This is a genomic window from Pseudomonas sp. FW305-7, from assembly GCF_058786735.1.
Map to the genome: position 1 here is coordinate 35,522 of NZ_JBYSZA010000031.1, position 23,245 is coordinate 58,766.

The following is a 23,245-nucleotide window of genomic DNA, read 5'->3' on the forward strand; positions in this document are numbered from 1 at the left end:
GTGTGTGCGGTTGCTCCGTATTTGTTGGGGTTCAAGTGGCTTTGGTGCCGGAATGAAATATGAAGTTCCAAAAAGGCGAAGTTACCGGATTTTGCCGGTGCGAGTTTTTCAAGTACCGGAAAATAATTGAATCTTTTGCGGTTTGAATTCGCTGTTTTCAATCGTTAGCGTGTCCTCTTTGGTTAATCTGATGAGTTGGAAATTATGCGCAATGTTCAAGGCGTTAATGGTGAAGTCGAATTCGTAAAACTTTTCAAGCTGGCGGATCTTGAAACGGCGCTAGTCGCTCATAAAGGCAACAAAAGTTATGAGGCGATGTTGCGTTATTACTTCGCTTGCGTGGCCGCAACAGATTCGTCGCAACTACCTGAACCGTTGGGATTGTTCCGTCAGACACTTGAACAAATGCTCGGCAAGGGGCGGGTCCGCCGCGATGGCGAACTTCCGGCGTCTTCGGCGGCAGGGCAAATCTACGACAAAGTGCAAGGGTTCGAATCACGTGTTCAATCGGGCATTGCGTTGCTGAAAACTCCGACGAGCGCCGTACCCAAAAAGCTGCATTTTGCCTGGTTGGGTGGTGGCCTGGGCGCCATTCAGTGCGATTACCTCAATATCTGGAAACAGGTGCTGGCGGATCACGGTTACACGTTCAATCTCTGGTACGACAGTGATGCGCTGCTGGCGCATCAAACCAACAAGCTGATTGTCGATGCCGCCAAGGCCGATGCCTTGGGTCAATTCGCAGGCCAGGATCTTACGCCAACAGAACTGGCTGACCATTACGAGGCACGGGCGATTGTTCTGAAGCAACAAATGTACGCCCACATCAATGCCGCCGTGGCAAACGGCGGCACCGCCGATGATGCGCGAATCGACTTGCTGGTTCGCGCCTATGGCCAGGATGCCGATGCGCTCGAAGCACTCCGTGAACGTAATCGCGCCAGCATGCAGGAAATGGCCAAGGCCGGCTTCAATTTGCGTGATCTGGACACGCGCGAAGTACCGTTGCAACTCCAGGATATCTACGAGCGTGAAATGCGCTTGCGCGGCAATCTTGCGGCGGCATCCGACGTCGTTCGTCTTGAAGCCCTGTATACCGAGAGTGGCAGTTATGCCGATGTGGATAACCTGCCACCCCTGGTGGAAAAAATGGGCGGTGTCGATGTTCAGGCAATGGGGACGAGTGAGCGCCTCGGCGTCTTGCAGTTGTTGCTGAATGAAAACCCTGGCTGGATGCCGGGGCGTAAAAACTCCGAAGGTCACTTGATGAGCATTCCGGAAGAGCATTTGCCGGCGCTGCGGACATTCGCGAAAAGTTCTCCTGCACTGAGTCAGGTGTTTCAGGCACCGACCGATTTGCAGGCCCGCCCGTTCATGCTGCGTGCCGTATCCGAAGGCCAGAAGATCAATAACGCGTTCCTGATGGCTCACGCCGGCTCTGCCACGTTGCAAACGGTTATTCAACGTATCCGGTTCAACTATCAACTGATCGATGCCACGATGCTGCTGGCGACGCAGCGCGGTATCGCATTGACCGATGGTCAAACCAGGTGGAAGCTGGCCGAGTCTATTCTGGAGAAATTCTACGGTTCACTGGGCGCACTCCCGGATATTCAGGAGATTCCTGCAAGATTTCTGGCATTTTCCGCCGCAACTTACTTCAGTGATGGCATCCGTCCTGGCAGCGAGGGCACCATCTATCTGACCGGCCCCGGTGCGGTCATTGATGGCATGGCCGATTACGCCATGGTGCATTTCAGTGATTCGCAGGCCGCCATGATCAACGCAGAGTCGGCCATTGCCCGTTATGCCTCGGTCAACCGGTCCACCGAAGAGGAACTGGATCACTCCTGGAAAGACAACACGGAAAACGACGCGGACTGGCTGAAAATAGAGAAGGAAAGCTGGAGCGCCGGCGATTATACGACCCGCTACAACGGTGATCTCGGCGAATTGCTCAAGGGCTCGACCCTTGAGTTTGAACACGGCTGGCCGTTGATCGAAGGACGCGCGGTGTTGCTCACTGATGTCTTGCAGCGCCTGGTCGATGGACTTGGCGAACCCTTCATCAACGCGATGCGCGAAGGGCATAACGGTGCAATCACCTTTGAGCAACCGCTGCCGCTGAGCTTCGCCGATCGTCAGTCGATCAAGCAGCAACCTGCCAGTGCACGGCCACCCGTGTTTCCAAACGATGCAAAATTCCAGACGCTGGGGCTGGACGAAGTGCTGGCCGGGCTGGGGCATGGAGAACTGGACGTTGTCCAGACGACTCCGCTGCAGCGTCTGGCACTGGGCGCGTTGTTGGGGATGGATTCACTGCATAACCAGAACTTCGCGACATTCAGCGGTGCTCTGGATAACCTCGCCAACGGTGTTCGCGACCTCGGCGCATCGAGTCGTTACGCGGCTATCGAGCGACATCTTTATCAACGCAAGGACTCTGCCTTTCTTCACGGTCTGGCCGCTGACGTCATCGACGCTTCAACGCCATCGACCAGTGCGCTGGAGCTGAAGAAGGGCGCGCTGACGAAGGCACATACCCTGCAACAGTGGGGCCGTTATGTGGCGCAGATCCAGCAGGTCGCCACCCTAGAGCATCGCTTGCAGATCGGTGAGCGGGTGGATCAGGTCTTTGCTCAGATGAATGCCAGCAGCGTCCAGCCGGTACCGCAGGATTTGATGCGCAACGGTCTCGGCGAGACCATCGGCGCGCGCTGCTACCCCTTGGCGTTGATGATGAGCGCCGCCCTGACCCAAGGCGAGACGGCGTCCCATCGTCTGCGCGAACGTTGTTATCTGGCCATTCTCGAGCCGCAGCAGAGTGATTCGATTGCCTTTGTAGAAGCGTTGGAAGAAATGCGAGGAACACCACTGGGCGAGGTCGGCACGTCCTTGAGTCGGGGTGATCTGGCGCAGATCACCACTGCGCTGGAAAACCACGCGACCAACCGTACGCTGATGCTCAACTCTGACAATCATTCGATGCTGGTGGCAAAAACGGTGGTGGACAAGGTCAGCACCTATCACTTTTATGACCCTAATTTCGGCGTCTTCGAGTTCACCAATCCCGTCATGTTCAAGACGGCGCTCGAGCATTTTCTGCTGAAGATGGGCATGGCGAAATACTATGCCGCGTACGGTGCCGATACCCGGCCGACCTTCGATCTGGTCGAACTGGACGGTGAACGAATAGCGGCCTTGCCGCTGTCGGCCGGGTATGAAGTGGCCAAAGTCCTGACAGCGGACCCGTTGCCGGGACAACCGGCACAAAAGCTGCGCCAGCGTTTGAATAGCGCACATGGGCGGTCGTTGGCCGACAATGCGCATCTGGGGCGAAGCCTGCTGGGGCTGGACAGCCATTGGTGGGGCCAGCAAATGGCTGAGGCGACGACGGCTCTGCAAGAGCTGCATCCTTCGGCAAGCACGCTGGTGCCGTTGTTCGACACCCTTGAGGTCACGCCCGAAGGCAAGTATCGACTGAGCCTGATTGATCCGTCGAAGCCTGAACACGTGGTTGAAGTGCTCAGCGAAGACCATCGACTGCTGCGGATCAAGACCTGGCTGTCCGAGCAGTTTTCCAATCTGGCGCGCAAACCGCAGCCGACGACGGGCGTGATCGATCCGACCGAGGCCGGCAGCGTGCATACCCTTAATGCCGGTTTCACCATTCAAGCGTTGATGAACGCGTTGCGCAGCCGCGAAGGCGAGGGTCGCACGCTGACCACAGCCGTGCGCCTGCACGCTTACGTCAACTATGCACAGTTGGTGCATGGCAACGTGGTGGACGTGGTCGGACTGATTCGTCTGGTGCGCACGGCACTCAACGAAGAAAAGGTTATCGCTCGCACCGTGGCGCCGGTGGTCAGCGAAGCGCTGGGCCACGCCGCCAATGAGGGTGTCGGCGCTGTGCTGGGGCTGGCTAACGTCGGCTTTGATATCTATCAGTTGGCGACTGCCGAGGACGATGTCGAAAAGGCTCAGTTCGGCACTCAATTGGCTTTTGACTCGGCCAGCCTGGCATTGACAGGGGCGGGTGTGGGTGCGGCATTGACCGGAGCCTCGACGGCGGCGGCGGTTTTGGGCGGGGTCGGCGTGATCGTCGGCGGCCTTGCTGTCGGTGTCGCGGCACTCGCTCAGGGCTTTGCCGGCATTGCGCGTGATGCGCAGGCCGTCGGCAAATTCTTCGCTGACCTGGAGCACGCTTATCGCGGAGTCGGATACCGCTTCGATGCCACTCTTGGGGTCTGGACTGTGCAGCCTTCGCTGCTGGTCAAACGCATTGATCTGGGCAAGGGCAAATTGCACCTCGACAGCCCGAAGCTGTACCCGTTACGTGACCACTTCGGTGTACCGGACTACGACGTCGACTATGCCCGGGCGATTGATATCCGCCAGCAGTTGCACCTGCCGGGAGAGATCGCCTTTACGCCATCCGCCGGGCAGACCATCGTGCTGCCGTGCACACCGCAGACTTGCTACGGCTACGAGTACAAGGCGTTGCCGTTTGCCAACTGGCGCCACGACAGTGGATTCGATACGGCTCGGCGTCTGGAAAAAATTCAGGCGGACGGTACATGGCTGTTCCGGTTTTCGTTTTATTCGTTTCCTTCCGATTACATCGTGCAGCGACTGTTTGCCGATTATCGCGAGACCACCCTCGAAGTGCAGTTGGACGCGGTCGAACGCACGCTCGTGGTGCCGTCGCTGCCAAGTGCCTGGAAAGGCAAAGTCTCCTACAAAATTTCCAGCGCCGGGGCGTCCTGCACACTGGTGCTCAATCGCGGCGCCAACGTCGAGTTGCAGTCGCCGAGTCTGAAAAGTTGCCGCTGGGTGCTGGAGGCGGGCTGGGCCGGTGAAGCGGATATCCGCATCGAACGGGGTGATCTGTACATCGGCGATGTTCACGTGAAATTGTCCGGTCATGGGGCTCATGCCGTGCTGATCCGCACGGCCGGTCAGCAACTGTTTTACGTTGATCAGGTCAAGCGTCAGCTGGACATCCTCGAACAGAGTGCGCCCGCCGGGCTCGATGAGCAGGCGTTGCTCGAGCACTACAAAGCGTTGGCTGGCGAGCATCGTCTGCTGCTGCCCTACACACCGATTCATGACTGGCTGATCCCGTTCGAATCACCGCAGCAGCCCCGTCACGTCACAGCCTGGTATGACGCCCACGAAGAGCGCTTTCTGTACATCCGCACCGAGGACGCCGGGGACACCGAGGAGGCGCAACTGGCGCTGGTCGCCGGTGGCTATGCGTACTTCTGCGTAACGGACAGCTACGATATCTGGCAGGTGGATGCACTCAGCGGCCTGCTCAAGTATCGATACCGTCTACTGCTCGCCGAAGGCGACAGCACGATTGGCAAGTTCCAGACCGATGCCCACGGCGTGATTCATTTTGTGCAAACCGTCAGCGATGTCGATGGCCCGCGCGAGTTGAGTTATCTGATCCATGACGGTCAGTTGCTGCTCAGTTCGGTGACTTACGATCTGCACCGTGAGCTGCAGTCCATCGCGTTTGCCAGTGATACGCTGGCCGACTGGTCATTGTTATTGGGCCAGTATCTGACCGCCCCTGTGTTACCCGAGAAGGAAGAGTTCACGGTTGTGGACTGGCAGCCGGCGGCCTATGTTTCGGTCAGTTGGGCATTCGCTACGGACAAGCGCGACCTGGTATGGATCCGCAGTGCAGATCGACTGCTGATCCATCCACAGCCGCTGGCTCGTCATGCTCGCGGTTGGAAAAATTCGATCAGGAACCTCAACGATCTGGTACTGATGCCGATGTCGGACGACGCTGATGTGTTCTTCGTTTACAACCGGATCGACCAGACCCTGTGCCGCCAGCAGCGAGCCGTTACGCAGGGCCAGGCGCAATGGTCCAACCGCTGGATCGAGCCCGAAGGGTTGACGCAGGTGGTGGCCGTCGACGGGGGGTATCTGGTAATCGACGATGCTGGACGCTTCTTCAATCTGACCATCCAGGGCGATCTGCTCTTGGGCGGCCTCGGTGAACAATGGCTTAAGGATCGGTCGCAATGGTGGCTGGCGCTGGCGTCGGTCGCCAAGCGCTATCCAGTCGACAGTTTCGCCATTGTCGGGTTACGCAACGTCGCCGGTAACGGCAACCTCAACGCCTGGTTTGTGAATGACCGCCTACTGTTGTGTGACCTGGGGCGCGACCAGGAAGTGCGCCTGCTGGGCCTGACGCCGGATAACAAGGCCGGTTGGTTGTTCAATCTGTCCAGTGGCGAGATCTGGAGCCAGGAACTGATTGAGCCGCAGAACCTCGACCGTGCTTTCGGCAAGGGTTCGCAGCTGTTAGAGGCAGACGCACTGCCGACCCCGAGCCAGGAGTGGGCCGAGTGGCAGTTTGCTGAAGTGCGTGTTGATGGCTCCGGGTTATATGGCACAACACGCGAGGGCGTGTCGATGAAGCTGCGCTATCAGGCGCCGGAGGTGGTCTGTGCGGTCAATCGGCATTGGGTGATGTCGCAGGACGGCTCTCTGGTTGCACGGTTGCAAGGGTTGTTGAGCGAGGTGGATCACGAAGATTTCGTTACCGTCGAATCCGCGCCTGACAGCCTGCAATGGTATGACGTGCAAAGCGCCAGGCTGCTGCACATCACCAGTAACACCCTGCCCACTGACTTCGCGTTGCTCGGCACGCAAAACCCGTCACAGAGCGAGGCGCCAACCAAGGTGTTGCTGCACGAACCTCGGGATGGCACGGTGCAGGTTTACCCGGGCATGCACAGCCTCGGGAAGTTCGACTACCTGGAGCGCGATGCTCACGTGGTGACCGTGGCGGGGCAGAACAGGCTGGATGATCTGCTGCCGTTGATTCCCGATGACGTCAACACGATGGTGCTGCGTCTGGGACAGGGTAACGTCACCTGCAAGCTGTCGAAGGCCGCCTGGTTGCGGCTCGACTCGCTGATCATCGACTGCCGGCATGCGCTGGGTGAAGTGCCGGCGGTGCCGGGCAAGCTGATCTGGGATTTTGATTCGCCGGAAAAACTGCTGTTCGAGATCATCGGGGATCATCTGCTGATCGTTGACCCGGACAGTGAGCACAGCCTGATCTTCCGAGATGTCTGTGCCGCTGACGTGACGTTGCGTGGCGAGGTCTTCCTCGCGTTCAAAAAACAGCAATCCCATGCCATATCGACATGGGTGCAGCGCTTGCAGGCCGGCAACGTGCGCACGAAAAACGTGACGTTGCAGGCGCTGATGGCAGAGCCGGCGAGCGCCGGTTAAGTCAGGCCGACAGCAAAACGCCGCGAACGATAGCGTTCGCGGCGTTTTGCTGTGCGGTCATTACCCCGGCGTCAGCTCTCAGGGCACCAGATAGCCTTTGACCCCGGTGAAGATGATCTGCGCCGCCAGGGCGCAGACAAACAAACCCATCAGACGGCTGACGATCTGCAAGCCCTGATCACCGAGAATCCGCTCGATGCGGTTCGACAGATACAGCACCACGCCCACCGTGAAACTGGCCAGGGCAATACTCATGATCGCCGTGAGTTTGTCGTCCCAGTGCGGCTGGCTGACGCCCATTACCAGCAGCGCACCGATGGTGCCGGGGCCGACGGTCAGCGGAATGGTCAGCGGCACGATGGTCACGTCCTGCTGCACATTGTCGGTTTGCACCACTGACTTGCCTTGGGCCATGCCCAGCGCCGAAATGAACAGCACGCTGCCGGCGCCGATCCGGAAGGCATCCACTGTGATGCCGAACACATCGAAAATCACCCGCCCGAACAGATACAGCAAGACGCTGGAGACCAGGGTGGCGATGGCTACTTTCCAGGCCAGGCGTCGTTGCTCCTTGCGCGAATAACCCCGGGTCAGGCTGATAAAGCAGGACAACACGAAGAACGGGCTGTAGAGCACCAGCATCTTCAGGTAAACGCTGAATAACACGTGGAGCATTGGGCAAGCTCACTGGCGAGGGAAGTCGAGGGAGTCTATCAGGCGCCAAACAGTCTGTCGGCTCAGGACGGTAGTGGGGTGGCCCGGTTCTGCTGATCACGCTGGGCAACCCAGTGCTCGATCAATTCGCGCAACTGCGACAGCTCGACGGGTTTGGACATGTGCCCATCCATCCCCGCTTGTCGCGCGCGCTCCTTGTGCTCGGCGAGGATGTGCGCCGTCAGCGCGACGATCGGCGTGCGGATCCGTTGGTTGCTGACTTCCCACGCACGCAATTGCTGGGTCGCGGAGAAACCGTCCAATACCGGCATTTCACAATCCATCAACACCAGATCGTAACGCTGGGCTTTCATCGCTTGCAGCGCTTCTTCGCCGTTGCTGGCGGTATCCGGTTGCAGGTTGAGTTTGCCGAGCATGCCGCGAATCACTTTGGTGGAAATCGTATTGTCTTCGGCGACGAGGATGCGGAAGTCGCTGGGCACTTTCGCCGCTGTGGCCGGGGTGACCACTTGTGGCTGAAACACTACCTGACCTTTGTTGCGCTGGTTGAGTTCGTCCGCCAGGGTGGTCTTGAGGGTGTAGCCGGCCACCGGTTTGGCAAGGATGCGTTTGATCCCCGAATTGCGCGCAATGATCTTGCTCGGCGCGTTGCTGATGCCGGTGAGCATGATCAGCAGAATGTCGTGGTTCAGGCTCGGGTCTTCCTTGATCTTGGCCGCCAGTTGCATGCCGGTCATGCCGGGCATGTTCTGATCGAGCAGGACCACATCAAAGTAATCGCGCAGGTGCGCCTTGGTACGCAGCAACGCCAGCGCTTCCTTGCCCGATGGCACGGCGCTGACGTTGAGGCCCCAGGCGCTGCATTGCTGTACGAGGACTTTGCGGCAGGTGTCGTTGTCGTCGACCACCAGCACCCGTGCGCCTTGCAGCGGACTGTCGAGATCGGACGTTGGATGTTCGAGGCGGTCAGGGTCCAGCGGCAGGGTCAGCCACAGGGTGCTGCCCTGATTGGTGCCGCTCTTGATGCCGAATTCACCTTGCATCAAACGGATCAGTTGCCGCGCGATCACCAGGCCCAGATTGCCGCCCAGTCGATTGGCCGAGAGAAAGTGCTTGCTGTGCAGTTCGGCGTGCATCAGCGCGTCGCGCTCTTCTTGTTCCATCGGTGCGCCACTGTCCTGCACGGCGATGCGCAGGCGCGGTTTGCTGCTGCGCTCGTCGAGGGCGACCACAATCAGCACCTCGCCTTCTTCGGTTTTCTTCAGGGCGTTTTCCAACAGGCTCAGCAGGGTCTGGCGCAGACGCGTCGGGTCGCCGCTGATCACCCGTGGCACTTGCGGCTGAATGAAGCTGATCAGCTCGACATTCTGTTGTTCGGCCTTGGCGCGGTAGATGCTCAGGCAATCGTCGATCAAGGCGTTGAGGTCGAACTGCACGTCGTCGAGTTCGATCTGCCCGGATTCGAGCTTGGAGATGTCGAGGATCTCGTTGATCAGGGTCAGCAGTTCGTTGCCGGCGCTGTGGATGGTTTGCACGTAGTCACGTTGCTTGACCGACAGCGGCGTACCGAGCAGCAGTTCGGTCATGCCCAGCACACCGTTCATCGGGGTGCGGATCTCATGGCTGATCTTGGCGAGGAATTCGGCCTTGGCGTTGATCTCGGCATTGCTGGCGGCGAGGTCGCGGCTGATGCTGAAACGGCTTTCGGTGATGCTGCGCTGACGCTCGCCCAGCGCAATGCTCATCAGCAGGCCACTGACGCAGATGAATGCCATCAACGTCATGATCAAGCCTTGCGGTGCGACCAGCGTCAGCCCCAGCAGCGCCGGAAGAATGATCAGCGTACCGATGTTGAACACCACCATCGCGGCCACGAACAGGCGTGCCGGGCGGTAGCCTTTCTGCCAGTGATAGGAGGCGACCAGCAACATGCTCAGGCCGGCCAGCGCCACCAGCGCGTAAGTGATGATGTTCAGCGGCAGGGTGTTGACGAACAACAGCAGCAAGCTACAGGTCACGATGAACAGGATGTCGCCCAGCAGCAGTTTGTTCAGCGGGTGCGGGCCGAGTGGAGCGAAGAAGCGCAAGGCGAACATCAACCCGGCCGGGGCGGTCAGCAGCAAGGCCAGATAGGCGCCCGGGGTCTGGATCGCGTGCCAGTTCGGCAGCCACGGGCCGGCGAGGTTGAGCAACAACAACAGACTGAGGCCCAGCAGCCCTTCGCACACCGCCAGCCACAGGCTGCTGCGCGAACGGGAATAGGCGTAACGCACCAGATTATGCAGCAGCAGCATGCCGAGACAGCCGAACAGCAAACCGAAGATCAGCGTCTGATTATGATTGGCCGCGCTCATCACCGCCGATTGCAGGGTGATGTGCGGGCGCAACTGATGGTCGGAAACCATCCGCAGATAAACGTCGAGGGGTTTGTCGCTTTGCGGCAGCGGCAGCATGAAGTCGCTGCTCGGCAACGGCCGTTCGGCCTGGGGCTGGTCGGTGCCGGTGTTGCGTTGCTCGATCAGCTGGTCGCCGTCGAGTACGTACAGATTGAGGTGCGACAGGTCGGGGGCGAAGACGCGCAGCACTTGTTCGTGCTTGCCCGGCGCCAGCCGGAAGCGCAGCCACAAGGCGCCATCGGGCTCGGCCGCGGTGAGGCGGTCAAGGTCGATGGGGCTGAATTGATTGGTGTAGCGAGCGGAACGGATGTCGCTTAATTGCAGATTGCCCTGATTATCAAGCAATACCGACCAGCCACTGCCTTGCGCGGCCTGGGCCGGAAGCATGCAGAGCAAGGTCAGCAGCGTGACGGTGAAGCTTATGGCAATCCTGAGCCAGCGCACGGCGAAATCCCTTCGTAGGTTGATGCCAGAATATAACGATGCGCGACGGCGGAACAGCCCGGCGAGGAAGGGCATCCTTCGCCGGACTTGGTGTGCAGCTTATTCCTGGGTTTCGCCACGTTCACGGGCAATGGCGCGGTAGCCAATGTCCTTGCGATAGAAGCAGCCTTCCCAGTCGATGGCCGCTGCCAGCTTGTACGCCTGCTGTTGCGCGTCGCTGACGCTGGCGCCCATGGCAGTGGCGCAAAGCACGCGGCCACCGGCGGTGACAACCTGACCGTCCTTCAGCGCAGTGCCGGCGTGGAAGACTTTGCCTTCCAGGCTGGCCGCAGCCTCCAGACCATTGATCGCCGCGCCTTTGGCGTAGTCGCCCGGGTAGCCGCCAGCGGCCAGCACGATGCCGACGCTTGGACGCGGATCCCACTGCGCTTCAACCTTGTCCAGCGCCTGCGCCAGTGCAGCTTCAACCAGCAGCACCAGGCTCGATTGCAGGCGCAGCATCACCGGTTGGGTTTCCGGATCACCGAAACGGCAGTTGAACTCGATGACTTTCGGGTTACCGGCCTTGTCGATCATCAGACCTGCGTAGAGGAAGCCGGTGTAGACGTTGCCTTCTTCAGCCATGCCGCGCACGGTCGGCCAGATCACCAGATCCATCACGCGTTTGTGCACGTCGGCGGTGACCACCGGGGCAGGGGAGTAAGCACCCATGCCGCCAGTGTTCGGGCCGCTGTCGCCGTCGCCAACACGTTTGTGGTCCTGGCTGGTGGCCATCGGCAGAACGTTTTTGCCGTCGACCATGACGATGAATGAAGCTTCTTCACCGTCGAGGAACTCTTCGATCACCACACGCGAACCGGCGTCACCGAAAGCGTTGCCGGCGAGCATGTCGCGTACCGCGTCTTCGGCTTCAGTCAGGGTCATGGCGACGATCACGCCTTTACCGGCAGCCAGGCCGTCGGCCTTGATCACGATCGGCGCGCCTTTTTCACGCAGATAAGCCAGGGCCGGCTCGATCTCGGTGAAGTTCTGGTAGTCGGCGGTCGGGATCTTGTGGCGTGCGAGGAAGTCTTTGGTGAAGGCTTTCGAGCCTTCCAGCTGCGCAGCACCGGCGGTCGGGCCGAAGCAGTCCAGGCCACGGGAGCGGAACAGATCAACGACGCCAGCGACCAGCGGCACTTCCGGGCCGACGATGGTCAGGGAAACGTTTTTCTCGGCGAAGTCTGCGAGCTGCTCGAGGGCCAGCACGTCGATGGCGACGTTCTCGCACTTGGCTTCAATCGCAGTACCGGCGTTGCCCGGCGCGACAAAAACCTTTTGCACGCGCGGATCCTGAGCCACTTTCCAGGCCAGGGCGTGTTCACGGCCACCGCTGCCAATGATCAAAACATTCATTTCAAAAACCTCGGATGACGCTAATTCTGGAGGCAGCATTGAAGCTGCTTTTCTGTGGGAGCTGGCTTGCCAGCGATGCAGGCGACTCGGTTCATCAGTCAGACCGAGGGGATGCTATCGCTGGCAAGCCAGCTCCCACATTTGGATCGAGTTGAATCAGTGACGGAAGTGGCGCATGCCGGTGAATACCATGGCGATGCCGGCCTCATCAGCAGCAGCAATCACTTCAGCATCACGCATCGAGCCGCCCGGCTGGATCACCGCAGTGATACCCACCTTGGCTGCGTTGTCGAGGCCGTCGCGGAACGGGAAGAACGCATCCGACGCCATCACCGAACCGGCAACTTGCAGGCCGGCGTGCTCAGCTTTGATCGCGGCAATACGCGCCGAGTTTACGCGGCTCATCTGGCCGGCGCCGACACCGATGGTCTGACGGTTCTTGGCGTAGACGATGGCGTTGGATTTAACGTACTTGGCGACTTTCCAGGCGAAGATCAGGTCGTTGATTTCCTGCTCGGTCGGTGCACGCTTGGTCACGACTTTCAGGTCTTCGCTGCCGATCATGCCGATGTCACGGCTCTGCACCAGCAGGCCACCGTTGACACGCTTGTAGTCCCAGGCCGCTGCGCGGTCAGCCGACCACTCGCCGCAGGCCAGCAGGCGTACGTTGGCTTTGGCCGCGACAATGGCGCGAGCTTCTTCGCTGACGCTCGGGGCGATGATCACTTCAACGAACTGACGCTCGACGATCGCCTTGGCGGTCTCGGCATCCAGTTCACGGTTGAAGGCGATGATGCCGCCGAATGCCGACTCGGTGTCGGTGGCGTAAGCCAGTTCGTAGGCCTGACGAATACCGCCTTCAGCGTCCGGGCTCACGGCCACGCCGCACGGGTTGGCGTGCTTGACGATCACGCAGGCCGGTTTGACGAAGCTCTTCACGCATTCCAGCGCGGCGTCGGTGTCGGCCACGTTGTTGTACGACAGTTCTTTGCCTTGCAGCTGGGTCGCGGTGGCGATACCGACTTCGGCAGGCTTGGCCTCAACATAGAACGCCGCGCTCTGGTGCGGGTTCTCGCCGTAACGCATTTCCTGCGCCTTGATGAACTGGCTGTTGAAGGTGCGCGGGAATTCGCTGCGGCCTTCGGTGCTGAGTGTCTCGGCAGCCTGGTTCACGGTGCCCATGTAGTTGGCGATCATGCCGTCGTAGGCGGCAGTGTGTTCGAACGCCTTGAGCATCAGGTCGAAACGCTGAGCGTAGGTCAGGCCACCGGCCTTGAGGTTTTCCAAAACGTTGGCGTAATCGCTGGCATTCACCACGATGGCCACGTCTTTATGGTTTTTCGCCGCCGAACGGACCATGGTCGGGCCGCCGATGTCGATATTCTCGATGGCGGTCGGCAGGTCGCAGCCTGGCTTGTTGATGGTGGCTTCGAACGGGTACAGGTTGACCGCCACCAGATCGATCGGCTTGATGCCGTGTTCGTTCATGATTGCGTCGTCGATACCGCGACGACCGAGGATCCCGCCGTGGATTTTCGGGTGCAGGGTTTTCACCCGGCCGTCCATCATTTCCGCGAAGCCGGTGTAGTCCGCGACTTCCACTGCGGCAACGCCGTTGTCGCGCAGCAGCTTGAACGTTCCGCCGGTGGAGAGGATCTCGACGCCCAGAGCTTCAAGCTCCTTGGCGAATTCGAGGATCCCGGTCTTGTCGGAAACGCTGATCAAGGCGCGGCGGATCGGCAGGCGGGTAGTCTGGTCGGTCATCTCAATTTCCATCAAAAGCAAAGGAAGTCAGCAAAAAAGGCGACCGGTTTTACGCGGGCGCCTTTCTGGTTTGATTGAATGCTTACAGCAGATCGTACTGCTTGAGTTTCTTGCGCAGCGTGCCGCGGTTGAGTCCCAGCAGTTCACTGGCCTTGGTCTGGTTGCCCTTGACGTAGTTCATCACGCTTTCGAGCAGGGGAGCCTCGACTTCGGAGAGCACCAGGTTGTACACGTCCGTGACGGACGCGCCCTCAAGGTGGGCGAAATAATTGTGCAGCGCCTTCTCGACACTCCCGCGAAGGGTCTGGCCTTCTTCGCTCGGGGTGTTGAGGTGCTGTTTCAAATTCACGTTGTCGCTCACGGGTGTTGTTCCACTCACTAAAGTCTCGGTCATCATCGTCATGCGGCCACCCCTTCATCGTCCCCTGTCAGGCTCTTGTAATGCTCGGCGAAGAACTCCCGAACATTGGCGCATTGTGTTTCCGTACCATCCAAACGATTGAAACGGGCGCGAAACTCCCTGGCGCCCGGCAAGGTTGCGAGATACCAGCCCACATGCTTTCGAGCAATGCGCACGCCCATCACGTCCCCATAAAAAGCGTGAAGTGCGGCCAGATGCTCTAGCAGAATGCGTTCCACCTCGATCAGCTCCGGTGCCGGCAATTTCTCGCCGGTACGCAGGAAGTGATCGATCTCGCGAAAAATCCATGGCCGCCCCTGGGCGGCTCGGCCTATCAACAGGCCATCGGCACCGGTCGCGTCGAGCACGTAGCGGGCCTTCTCCGGCGAATCGATATCGCCATTGGCAAACACCGGCATCGACACGGCCTGCTTGATCGCGGCAATCGTGTCGTACTCGGCTTCACCGGTATACAGATCGGCGCGCGTGCGGCCATGCACTGCCAGCGCGGTGATCCCGGCCTGTTCGGCGATCTTCGCCACGGTCAGGCCGTTCTTGTTGTCGCGATCCCAGCCCGTGCGGATCTTCAGGGTGACCGGCACATCAACCGCAGCCACCACGGCCTGCAGGATCTCGGTCACCAGTGCTTCATCCTTCAACAACGCGGAGCCGGCAGCCTTGTTGCAGACCTTTTTGGCCGGGCAACCCATGTTGATATCAATAATCTGTGCGCCCAGTTCGACGTTGGCCCGGGCCGCATCCGCCAGCATCTGCGCGTCGCCACCGGCAATCTGTACCGAGCGTGGCTCGGGATCGCCTTCGTGGATCATGCGCATGCGCGACTTGCGGGTATTCCACAGGCTCATGTCACTGGTGACCATTTCCGAGACTACAAGCCCTGCGCCCAGACGCTTGCACAGCTGACGAAAGGGCTGATCGGTGACGCCCGCCATCGGGGCGAGAATCAAGCCGTTCTGCAATGTATATGGGCCGATGCGTACCGCCGACATAGGACTTCCCTGAAGTGGGGCCGGATCATGAGAGTTCGAAAAAGGGTTGGCATGATACCCGCTCTCGATGACTGGATAAAGGCTGAATTGAACAAAATCTGAACAGTTATTCTGTTATCGCCAGCGGTTTGGTTGCGCCACGCGAAGTCAGAAAATTGCCGTCAATTGAAAAGCGTGAAGCGATTCACTCGGGCGAGTGAAAACTGAGGCTGTAATTCACCGCTTTCTGGCCTGGATCAAGAATATCCAGCGCGATGTGAATCGGTGTCTGCGGCGGCATCTCCGCCAGACCTTCGAGATCGCCACTGAGGTATTCGCCGGGTTTGAAGCGACGACTGGCGATCAAGTGGCCGTTGAGGTCGGCGAAGCGTAGTTCCAGCAGTGGAAACGGTTGCGAGAAAGTTGCGCGGTTATAGATGATCGCATCGACCACCAGCGCGCCGCTGAACTCCGGATGACTGCGCACCACCAGATTGCTGCTCTTGATTCTGGCGATGTCGACCTTGGAGGGCACCGTGCAACCGATCTGCGGGCAGACTTGCTGGAACCATGGGCGGTACTGATCCTGTCGCGCCAGTTCATCGAAATGGTAGGCAATGTACTGAGCCGCCAGGCCGAACGCTGCAATCAGCACCAATAACAGCCAGAGCAGGCGGCGGCCCCACGGCGAACGGCGTTTTTGCCAGTCCAGTTGCAGCGGATCGTCGGTCAGGTCTTGCAGGACTTCGGCGCGCACGCCGGGTTCTGCGCGCTCGCGTTTTTTGCGTGGCGGTTCGATCGAAGGCAGGTCGTCGTCGACTTCGTCGCTGGCCGACAGGTGTTCGCGGCGGGCATTCGGATCGATCGGATCGTGCAGGCGCAGTTGCGGAATGGCTGGCTCGTCATCCAGATCCACCGGTTCCAGCGACAGCGAAGGTTCGGTGCGCGTACTTTTTGCCGGCTCGGGTTCAACGACCTCGGGTTCGGCTTCTGGCTCGGCCTCGGGCAGATGCTCATCGTCGCGTGCGCTGAACAGACTGTCGCGCCACTCGGTTTCATCGGCTTCGGCGCTGTCACGGCGGGCGCTCAAGGCGTCTTCACGTGGGCGACCGAATTCGGTGGTCGGCTGAATTTCCCGTTGTTCGAGCCGGGCGAGTTCTTCGTCCAGATCGAGGCTGTCGAGATCCAGCTCCGAGGCGCTCCACTGCTTTTGGCTGATGGCGCGCGGCGCGGGTGGCTCTACGACAGTGGGCGATTCCACCACCGGCGGCGGTGCAACCGGCGTCGGCTCGACAATTGAGGGGGCGACCGGCGTCACCGCGTCCTTGCCGGCGTGTTGCTCAAGCAGCTGTTTGGCGGCGTTGAACACTTGCAGGCAGGAGCCGCAACGAACCACCCCGCGGGCCACGCTCAATTGAGCATGGCTGACGCGGAAACTGGTTTGGCAATGCGGGCACTGGGTGACGAAACTGTCGGTCATGCGGCGATCCGGATTATGCAGTCGGCCATTCTAGCGCCGACGGCCGGTGATGCGCACCCAGCCATCGCGATTGGCGATCGGGTCGAGATCGAAGTCCTGGGCGTACGCGGCCGCGACTTCTTCACCTTGTTCGGCGAGGATGCCCGACAGGGCCAGGCGGCCACCGGACTTGACCAGGCTGGTCAATTGCGGCGCCAGTGAAACCAGCGGGCCGGCCAGAATGTTGGCAACCAGCACATCGGCCTGAACCTGCGGCAGATCTTCCGGCAGGTACAGCGGGAACAGCTCGTCGGCGATGTTGTTGCGCCCGGCGTTATCGCGTGAAGCTTCCAGTGCCTGCACGTCGATGTCGGTACCGACGGCTTCCTTGGCGCCGAGCAGCAGGGCGGCAATCGCCAGAATCCCCGAGCCGCAACCGAAGTCGAGCACGTTGCAGCCTTTCAGGTCCTGACCGTCGAGCCATTCCAGGCACAGCGCGGTGGTCGGATGAGTGCCGGTGCCGAACGCCAGACCCGGATCCAGCAGCAGGTTCACCGCGTCGGGCTCAGGCGCGGCGTGCCAGCTCGGCACGATCCACAGGCGCTGGCCGAAACGCATCGGCTGGAAACCGTCCATCCAGCTGCGTTCCCAGTCCTGGTCTTCGATGACTTCGCTGTGATGCTCGGGCAGCGGGCTGCCGGTCAGCAGTTCCAGATGGGCCAGGACCGGCGCAGGCTCGGTACCGCCCTCGAACAGCGCCAGCAGGTGCGTGTGCTTCCACAGCGGGGTGGTATTGAGTTCCGGCTCGAAGATCGGCTGGTCTTCGGCGTCCATGAAGGTCACGGATACGGCGCCGACTTCAAGCAGCGCGTCTTCGTAGGTCTCGGCCTGTTGCGGAGTGATGGCGAGACGGACTTGTAACCAGGGCATTGTGGAACCTCGAAGACGCTGAAAAATGGACCTTTACAGGGGCGGCAAGCTTACTTGAGGTGCGCAGACCGCGCCAGCCGGGCTTTGCGCGCGCTCCATCCCTCGATAGGCCAGATGGCAAGAACCTGCACCGAGTAGCGCCGGGACCAGCAGATTGAGGACGGGCACCAGTGCGATGAGGAAGATTAGCAGGCCGAAGAAAATCATGGCGCCTCGTTGTTGTCGGACGGCTTGCAGTTGTTCGCTGCCACTGGCGATGCCTGAGAGTGCGGGGGCGGTGAGGAAGCGTACGTTCAGATAGGCCAGCAGTACGATCAGCAATGCACCGTTGATGACGGGAACCAACAGACACACAAGAGGGCCGATCCCCAGGCCCAGCCACGGGGCGACGAAGTAGCGTGCGCCGCTGAGCAGCTCCGCAGAGCCGCGAGTCTGCTGAGTCAAGTGTGGGTATTGCTGCAGGGCGCGTTGGCGCAGGCTGCCCATCAACACCCAGCGCAAGGCCAGGCGGATGCTCAGCACAATCAGGCTGAGATACAACAAGACAATCACGGCCAGTGTCAGCAGGGCGGCATAGATCAACAGCATGCCAAGGACGCCGGCGCCGCTGGCGACCCCGGTAAAACCGCCCCCGGCCCCTACACCGCCAAGTCCCAGGCCGCCACCGGTGGGGATAAAACCCAGCACCGCGCCGCCACCGACGATGAACAAGGAGAGGTAGCCTGAAGCGATGCTGATCAATTCAAAGTGGTTGTAGAAGAGCCAGCTCCACAGGCCGAAGGCCAGCAGGCACAGGAGGCTAGAGCGCATCACAATGCCGGGGCGCAGGCTGGAGCGTAACGCCAGGGCCAGGCAGGTCATGGCTTCGCCGAAGGCGCTGCCGATCGATTGGCAACGGGTTTTCAATGTCATGTTTTGCGTCCTTGCAGAATGAGAAAAGGCCGCAGTACGCGGCCTTTTCGGGTGTTACACAGGGCTGATCAGTGTTCGCTGGCCAGCTTGTGTTCCAGGTAGTGGATGTTGACTCCGCCTTTGCAGAAGCCTTCATCACGAACCAGATCACGGTGCAGCGGGATGTTGGTCTTGATCCCGTCAACCACGATTTCGTCCAGGGCATTGCGCATGCGGGCCATGGCTTCGTCGCGGGTAGCGCCGTAAGTGATCAGCTTGCCGATCAGCGAGTCGTAGTTCGGCGGAACCGCATAACCGCTGTACAGGTGCGAATCGACGCGAACGCCATTGCCGCCTGGGGCGTGGAAATGCTTGACCGTACCCGGGCTCGGCATGAAGGTTTTCGGGTCTTCAGCGTTGATCCGGCATTCCAGCGAGTGACCGCGGATAACCACGTCATCCTGCGTGAACGACAGCTTGTTGCCAGCGGCGATGCTGAGCATCTCCTTGACGATGTCGATACCGGTGACCATTTCCGAAACCGGGTGCTCCACCTGAACACGGGTGTTCATTTCGATGAAGTAGAAACGGCCGTTCTCGTACAGGAACTCGAAAGTGCCGGCGCCGCGGTAGCCGATGTCGATGCACGCCTTGACGCAGCGAGCCAGAACTTCCTGGCGAGCTTTCTCGTCGATGCCCGGTGCCGGTGCTTCTTCGAGAACCTTCTGGTGACGACGTTGCAGCGAGCAATCGCGGTCGCCCAGATGGATGGCGTGGCCCTGGCCGTCTGACAGCACTTGCACTTCGACGTGGCGCGGGTTGGTCAGGAATTTTTCCAGATAAACCATCGGGTTACCAAACGCCGCGCCAGCTTCGGAGCGGGTCAGTTTCGCCGAGGCGATCAGGTCTTCTTCCTTGTGCACCACACGCATGCCGCGACCACCACCGCCGCCAGCGGCTTTGATGATCACCGGGTAGCCGACTTCACGACCGATGCGCAGCGCCGTTTCTTCGTCTTCCGGCAGCGGGCCGTCAGAACCTGGAACGGTTGGCACGCCGGCTTCGATCATCGCGTGCTTGGCCGATACCTTGTCGCCCATCAGGCGAATGGTGTCGGCTTTCGGGCCGATGAAGGCGAAGCCGGAGTTCTCGACCTGCTCGGCAAAGTCGGCGTTTTCCGCGAGGAAACCGTAGCCTGGGTGAATGGCGGTAGCGCCAGTCACTTCAGCCGCCGCAATGATTGCCGGGATGTGCAGGTAAGAGTGCGCGGCAGAAGCCGGGCCGATGCAGACGGATTCGTCTGCCAGACCCAGGTGCATCAGCTCTTTGTCGGCCTTGGAGTAAACGGCGACGGTCTTGATGCCCATCTCTTTGCAGGCACGCAGAATCCGCAGGGCGATCTCACCGCGGTTAGCGATCAGAACTTTTTCCAACTTCGCAGTCATCAAAGGCTCTCCGCAGTTCAAACGATGGTGAACAGCGGTTGGTCGTACTCAACCGGCTGGCCGTCTTCGACGAGGATGGACTCGATCACACCGCTGGTTTCAGCTTCGATGTGGTTCATCATCTTCATGGCTTCGACGATGCACAGAGTGTCGCCTTTCTTCACGGTCTGGCCGACTTCAACGAAGGACGGCGAGGTTGGCGAAGATTTACGGTAGAAAGTGCCGACCATCGGCGAACGGGCAACAGTGCCGTTCAGCGCTGGAGCAGCAGCGGCAGCCGGGGCTGCAGCAGCGACCGGAGCAGCAGCGGCGGCAGGTGCAGCGGCCGGTGCTTGCATCGGAGCCGGCGCGTAGTACTGCTGAGCCGGCGTCTTGCTGTGACGGCTGATGCGTACGGACTCTTCGCCTTCCTTGATCTCGAGCTCGTCGATGCCGGACTCTTCCAGCAATTCGATCAGTTTCTTAACTTTACGGATATCCATGAATCATCAACTCCCAAGGGTCGGTCAGGGGCGTTTAACGCTTGTAGTTCAAGCCGTTGCCTGTGTTTCAAGCTGTTCTAGTGCAGCCTCCAGGGCCAGTCGGTAACCGCTGGCGCCAAGGCCGCAGATCACTCCCACCGCTACATCGGAGAAGTAAGAGTGATGGCGGAAAGGTTCGCGTTTGTGCACGTTGGACAAATGCACTTCGATGAATGGGATGCTCACTCCCAGCAACGCGTCACGTAATGCAACACTTGTATGTGTAAATGCGGCTGGATTGATCAGGATGAAATCCACTCCCTCGCCGCGTGCGGCGTGGATGCGGTCGATCAATTCGTACTCGGCATTGCTTTGCAGATACAGCAGATGATGGCCGGCTTCACGGGCGCGGCGCTCCAGATCCTGATTGATCTGCGCCAGGGTCGTCGACCCATAGGTGCCCGGTTCGCGGGTGCCAAGCAGGTTCAGGTTGGGGCCGTGCAGCACCAGTAGGGTTGCCATCTGCGTAGTCCTTGTGATGAATGAGCAGTCGTCAGAACCCGGCGACTATGCCGCAAAGACTTTGTGACTGTCCAGTTCTATGCAATAGCCAGCACGATAGCCGATGTTTGCGCAAAATATGTGACCGTGTGATTTGATCCGGTCATTTGTGGTGTACGGACCGACGCCTTCGCGGGCAAGCCGGCTCCCACAGGGTTATGTATTTCAATGTGGGAGTGAGCCTGCTCGCGATAGCGATTTTCAGACGCGGAACGCCTGGACGGCGGTATGAAGCTGGCCGCCTAGCACCAGCAGGTTCTCGCCCTGTTCGCGCCCACGGCCGATACGCAGCAAGTTATCCCCACCCAACTGATGAATCCGCTCGCTGTGATCACGAATCTCGCTGACCGCGCCACTTTGCTGGGCGGTGATATCGGCAATGCGGATCGCCGTGTCGGAAATGGTCTGGATCGCACCGACGATTTTATCCAGCGCCCCGTCAGCCGCTTGCGCCTGATTGGCGGTGGCTTCGGCGTGTTCGACCTGCGCGCGCATACCTTCAACCGATTGCCGGGCGGCGCTTTGCAGGCCGGCAATCAGGGTTTGAATCTCCGCCGTCGCCCCGGCCGTACGCTGCGCCAGCGAGCGCACTTCCTCGGCCACCACGGCAAAACCGCGACCCATTTCCCCGGCCCGTGCCGCTTCAATCGCGGCGTTGAGTGCCAGCAGATTGGTCTGGTCGGCAATCGAGCGGATCACCGTCAAGACGCCGCCAATGGTCGCCGACTCCTCGGCCAGATGTTCGATCATCTGCGCATTGCCCTGCACTTCACCAACCAGGGCGTGCAGACCGGTCAGGCTCTGGCCAATGACGGTTTGGCCGTGTTCGACGGCCAACCCGGCATGACGGCTGGCATCGGCAGCCTGACGCGCATCGCCGGCGACTTGCTGAATGGTTGCCTCCAGTTCGCCGAGGGAATCGCGAATCAAAGCGGTATCGCCAGCCTGATGCTCGGCGCCGCTGTGCAAGTCGTTGCTCAATTCGGCAAGGGTCCGGCTGCTGCCCGCCACTTGCTCGGCATTACCACGAATGGTAGCGACCAGATCCACCAGATAGGCACGCAAGCGGTTCAGCGAGGCTTCGATGTCGTGCAGTTCGCGGTTGGTCTTGCCCAGATGAATGTCGCGACTGAAATCGCCTTCGGCCCAGGTCGACAGTGCCGGCGCCAGATTGGTCAGGGTGCGCGAGAGCCGGCGCTGCAAGGTATCGATCAGCAACGCGATCAGCAGAATGAGGCCGATCATCACGCCCTGCATCAGTCGTACTTCTAATTGAATCTGCCCATGTTGCGCACGCACTACCGGTTCCAGGCCGGCGATGGCCTGCTGTACGGCGGCGATTTTCTGATGGGTGGCGGCGCTGAGGTCGGCGCGTTTCTGGATCTGATCGCGAGTGCGTGCAAGTTCGGCGGGGTAGCGGCCAAGCAGGCTGTTGAGTTCACGTTTGAGGCCCACGCCGGCATCTTCGGCAACGGCTTTTTCGGTGCTTTCGATTCCCATCATGGCGGCGAAATCATCGCTGCTCGATTCAGTGCTGGTGACCACTCCGAGCAAGGGCAGGGCATCGATCACTTGCGCCTGCGCGCGAATATTGCTGACCTCGCGCTCAACGTCGGCGGCCAGTTCACTGCGTCCGCTGCTGACCAGTTTGTCCCGCGCCAGCGACAGTTTGCCCAAGTGCTGCGAAGCGGCGAGCAGTGGCGTCAGGTACGTCGCGTTGCCATTGGCATAGGTGCTGAGCTGCTCGAGGCTGGCACTCAATTCGCGCTCGGCCTGCAACAGCAAGGCTTGCGGATCACCGGCCAGTTTGCCGGCGGCGAGCAAGTCGGTTTTGCTGAATTCTTCAAGGCCGGTCAGGCTCGGGCGCAGGCTGTCGGCGAGCGCTGGCGGCAGTTCAGCGAGTTCTTTCTGCAAGCCGTCGATGGCCTGGGTGGCGCTGCTCAGGCGTAGGGCGTCGCCATTGGCGAGGTAGTCCTCGACGTTGCGCGCCACCTCGTTCTGAAACCGCTGCGACAGCCCCAGATAACGCTCCATCAGCAGATATGGGCGTTCCAAGGCTTTTTGTGACCACCACAGCGTGGCGCCAAGTGCGAGGCACACGGCGACCAGCAGCAGCGTATTGAGATTGGTGAGCAACTTCAGGCGCATGACGGCTACCAACGGCAGAAATGG

The 23,245-nt window shown here is 60.2% G+C and carries 14 protein-coding genes; 1 reads left to right on the forward strand and 13 read right to left on the reverse strand.

What is annotated here, in order from left to right; genetic code table 11:
- The first annotated feature begins 204 nt into the window (after nt 1–204).
- On the forward strand, nt 205–7,263 hold the full coding sequence (locus tag AC3WMT_RS26510) for a TcdA/TcdB pore-forming domain-containing protein (protein ID WP_103306126.1): 7,059 nt from the start codon (nt 205–207) through the stop codon (nt 7,261–7,263).
- A 78-nt stretch (nt 7,264–7,341) separates the two neighbouring features.
- Here the strand turns inward: AC3WMT_RS26510 and AC3WMT_RS26515 are convergent, their stop codons facing one another.
- The 13 genes from AC3WMT_RS26515 to AC3WMT_RS26575 form a co-directional block, all read right to left on the reverse strand.
- Nucleotides 7,342–7,938: a MarC family protein gene (locus AC3WMT_RS26515; RefSeq protein ID WP_064593220.1), complete on the reverse strand. Its 597-nt coding sequence runs from the start codon at nt 7,936–7,938 to the stop codon at nt 7,342–7,344.
- A 62-nt stretch (nt 7,939–8,000) separates the two neighbouring features.
- Nucleotides 8,001–10,778, reverse strand: coding sequence for a hybrid sensor histidine kinase/response regulator (locus tag AC3WMT_RS26520; protein ID WP_103306127.1), 2,778 nt, complete (start codon nt 10,776–10,778; stop codon nt 8,001–8,003).
- Nucleotides 10,779–10,877: 99 nt separating this feature from the next.
- On the reverse strand, nt 10,878–12,173 hold the full coding sequence (gene purD / locus AC3WMT_RS26525; RefSeq protein WP_103306128.1) for a phosphoribosylamine--glycine ligase: 1,296 nt from the start codon (nt 12,171–12,173) through the stop codon (nt 10,878–10,880).
- 156 nt (nt 12,174–12,329) lie between these two features.
- Entirely contained in the window at nt 12,330–13,937 is a 1,608-nt protein-coding gene (gene purH, locus AC3WMT_RS26530; RefSeq protein WP_103306129.1) for a bifunctional phosphoribosylaminoimidazolecarboxamide formyltransferase/IMP cyclohydrolase, read from the reverse strand.
- A gap of 82 nt (nt 13,938–14,019) precedes the next feature.
- Complete coding sequence (gene fis, locus AC3WMT_RS26535) at nt 14,020–14,340, reverse strand: DNA-binding transcriptional regulator Fis (protein ID WP_002555375.1); 321 nt, start codon at nt 14,338–14,340, stop codon at nt 14,020–14,022.
- A complete protein-coding gene (dusB, locus tag AC3WMT_RS26540; protein WP_103306130.1) occupies nt 14,337–15,347 on the reverse strand; it encodes a tRNA dihydrouridine synthase DusB in 1,011 nt (336 codons plus the stop codon). The genes fis and dusB overlap by 4 nt, the downstream gene beginning before the upstream one ends.
- Before the next feature lie 184 nt (nt 15,348–15,531).
- Nucleotides 15,532–16,806, reverse strand: coding sequence for a DUF3426 domain-containing protein (locus AC3WMT_RS26545; RefSeq protein WP_103306131.1), 1,275 nt, complete (start codon nt 16,804–16,806; stop codon nt 15,532–15,534).
- Nucleotides 16,807–16,836: 30 nt separating this feature from the next.
- Nucleotides 16,837–17,715, reverse strand: coding sequence for a 50S ribosomal protein L11 methyltransferase (prmA, locus tag AC3WMT_RS26550; protein ID WP_103306132.1), 879 nt, complete (start codon nt 17,713–17,715; stop codon nt 16,837–16,839).
- 33 nt (nt 17,716–17,748) lie between these two features.
- Entirely contained in the window at nt 17,749–18,627 is an 879-nt protein-coding gene (locus tag AC3WMT_RS26555; RefSeq protein WP_103306133.1) for an EI24 domain-containing protein, read from the reverse strand.
- Nucleotides 18,628–18,695: 68 nt separating this feature from the next.
- A complete protein-coding gene (accC, locus tag AC3WMT_RS26560) occupies nt 18,696–20,051 on the reverse strand; it encodes an acetyl-CoA carboxylase biotin carboxylase subunit (RefSeq protein WP_103306134.1) in 1,356 nt (451 codons plus the stop codon).
- 17 nt (nt 20,052–20,068) lie between these two features.
- Nucleotides 20,069–20,533 carry an acetyl-CoA carboxylase biotin carboxyl carrier protein gene (gene accB / locus AC3WMT_RS26565; protein WP_103306135.1) on the reverse strand — a complete coding sequence of 155 codons (465 nt, stop codon included), beginning with the start codon at nt 20,531–20,533 and terminating at the stop codon, nt 20,069–20,071.
- A 48-nt stretch (nt 20,534–20,581) separates the two neighbouring features.
- Nucleotides 20,582–21,034, reverse strand: a complete 453-nt coding sequence (gene aroQ, locus AC3WMT_RS26570; RefSeq protein WP_093430249.1) for a type II 3-dehydroquinate dehydratase — start codon at nt 21,032–21,034, stop codon at nt 20,582–20,584.
- Between the two features lie 240 nt (nt 21,035–21,274).
- On the reverse strand, nt 21,275–23,221 hold the full coding sequence (locus AC3WMT_RS26575; protein WP_103306136.1) for a methyl-accepting chemotaxis protein: 1,947 nt from the start codon (nt 23,219–23,221) through the stop codon (nt 21,275–21,277).
- Nucleotides 23,222–23,245 lie beyond the last annotated feature (24 nt).

Excerpts from the sequence above, each read along its gene's own strand:
- AC3WMT_RS26510 (WP_103306126.1), top strand. The coding sequence starts at position 205 with ATGCGCAATGTTCAAGGCGTTAATGGTGAAGTCGAATTCGTAAAACTT.
- AC3WMT_RS26515 (WP_064593220.1), bottom strand. The coding sequence starts at position 7,938 with ATGCTCCACGTGTTATTCAGCGTTTACCTGAAGATGCTGGTGCTCTAC.
- purD (WP_103306128.1), bottom strand. The coding sequence starts at position 12,173 with ATGAATGTTTTGATCATTGGCAGCGGTGGCCGTGAACACGCCCTGGCC.
- purH (WP_103306129.1), bottom strand. The coding sequence starts at position 13,937 with ATGACCGACCAGACTACCCGCCTGCCGATCCGCCGCGCCTTGATCAGC.
- fis (WP_002555375.1), bottom strand. The coding sequence starts at position 14,340 with ATGACGATGATGACCGAGACTTTAGTGAGTGGAACAACACCCGTGAGC.
- dusB (WP_103306130.1), bottom strand. The coding sequence starts at position 15,347 with ATGTCGGCGGTACGCATCGGCCCATATACATTGCAGAACGGCTTGATT.
- AC3WMT_RS26545 (WP_103306131.1), bottom strand. The coding sequence starts at position 16,806 with ATGACCGACAGTTTCGTCACCCAGTGCCCGCATTGCCAAACCAGTTTC.
- prmA (WP_103306132.1), bottom strand. The coding sequence starts at position 17,715 with ATGCCCTGGTTACAAGTCCGTCTCGCCATCACTCCGCAACAGGCCGAG.
- AC3WMT_RS26555 (WP_103306133.1), bottom strand. The coding sequence starts at position 18,627 with ATGACATTGAAAACCCGTTGCCAATCGATCGGCAGCGCCTTCGGCGAA.
- accC (WP_103306134.1), bottom strand. The coding sequence starts at position 20,051 with ATGACTGCGAAGTTGGAAAAAGTTCTGATCGCTAACCGCGGTGAGATC.
- accB (WP_103306135.1), bottom strand. The coding sequence starts at position 20,533 with ATGGATATCCGTAAAGTTAAGAAACTGATCGAATTGCTGGAAGAGTCC.
- aroQ (WP_093430249.1), bottom strand. The coding sequence starts at position 21,034 with ATGGCAACCCTACTGGTGCTGCACGGCCCCAACCTGAACCTGCTTGGC.
- AC3WMT_RS26575 (WP_103306136.1), bottom strand. The coding sequence starts at position 23,221 with ATGCGCCTGAAGTTGCTCACCAATCTCAATACGCTGCTGCTGGTCGCC.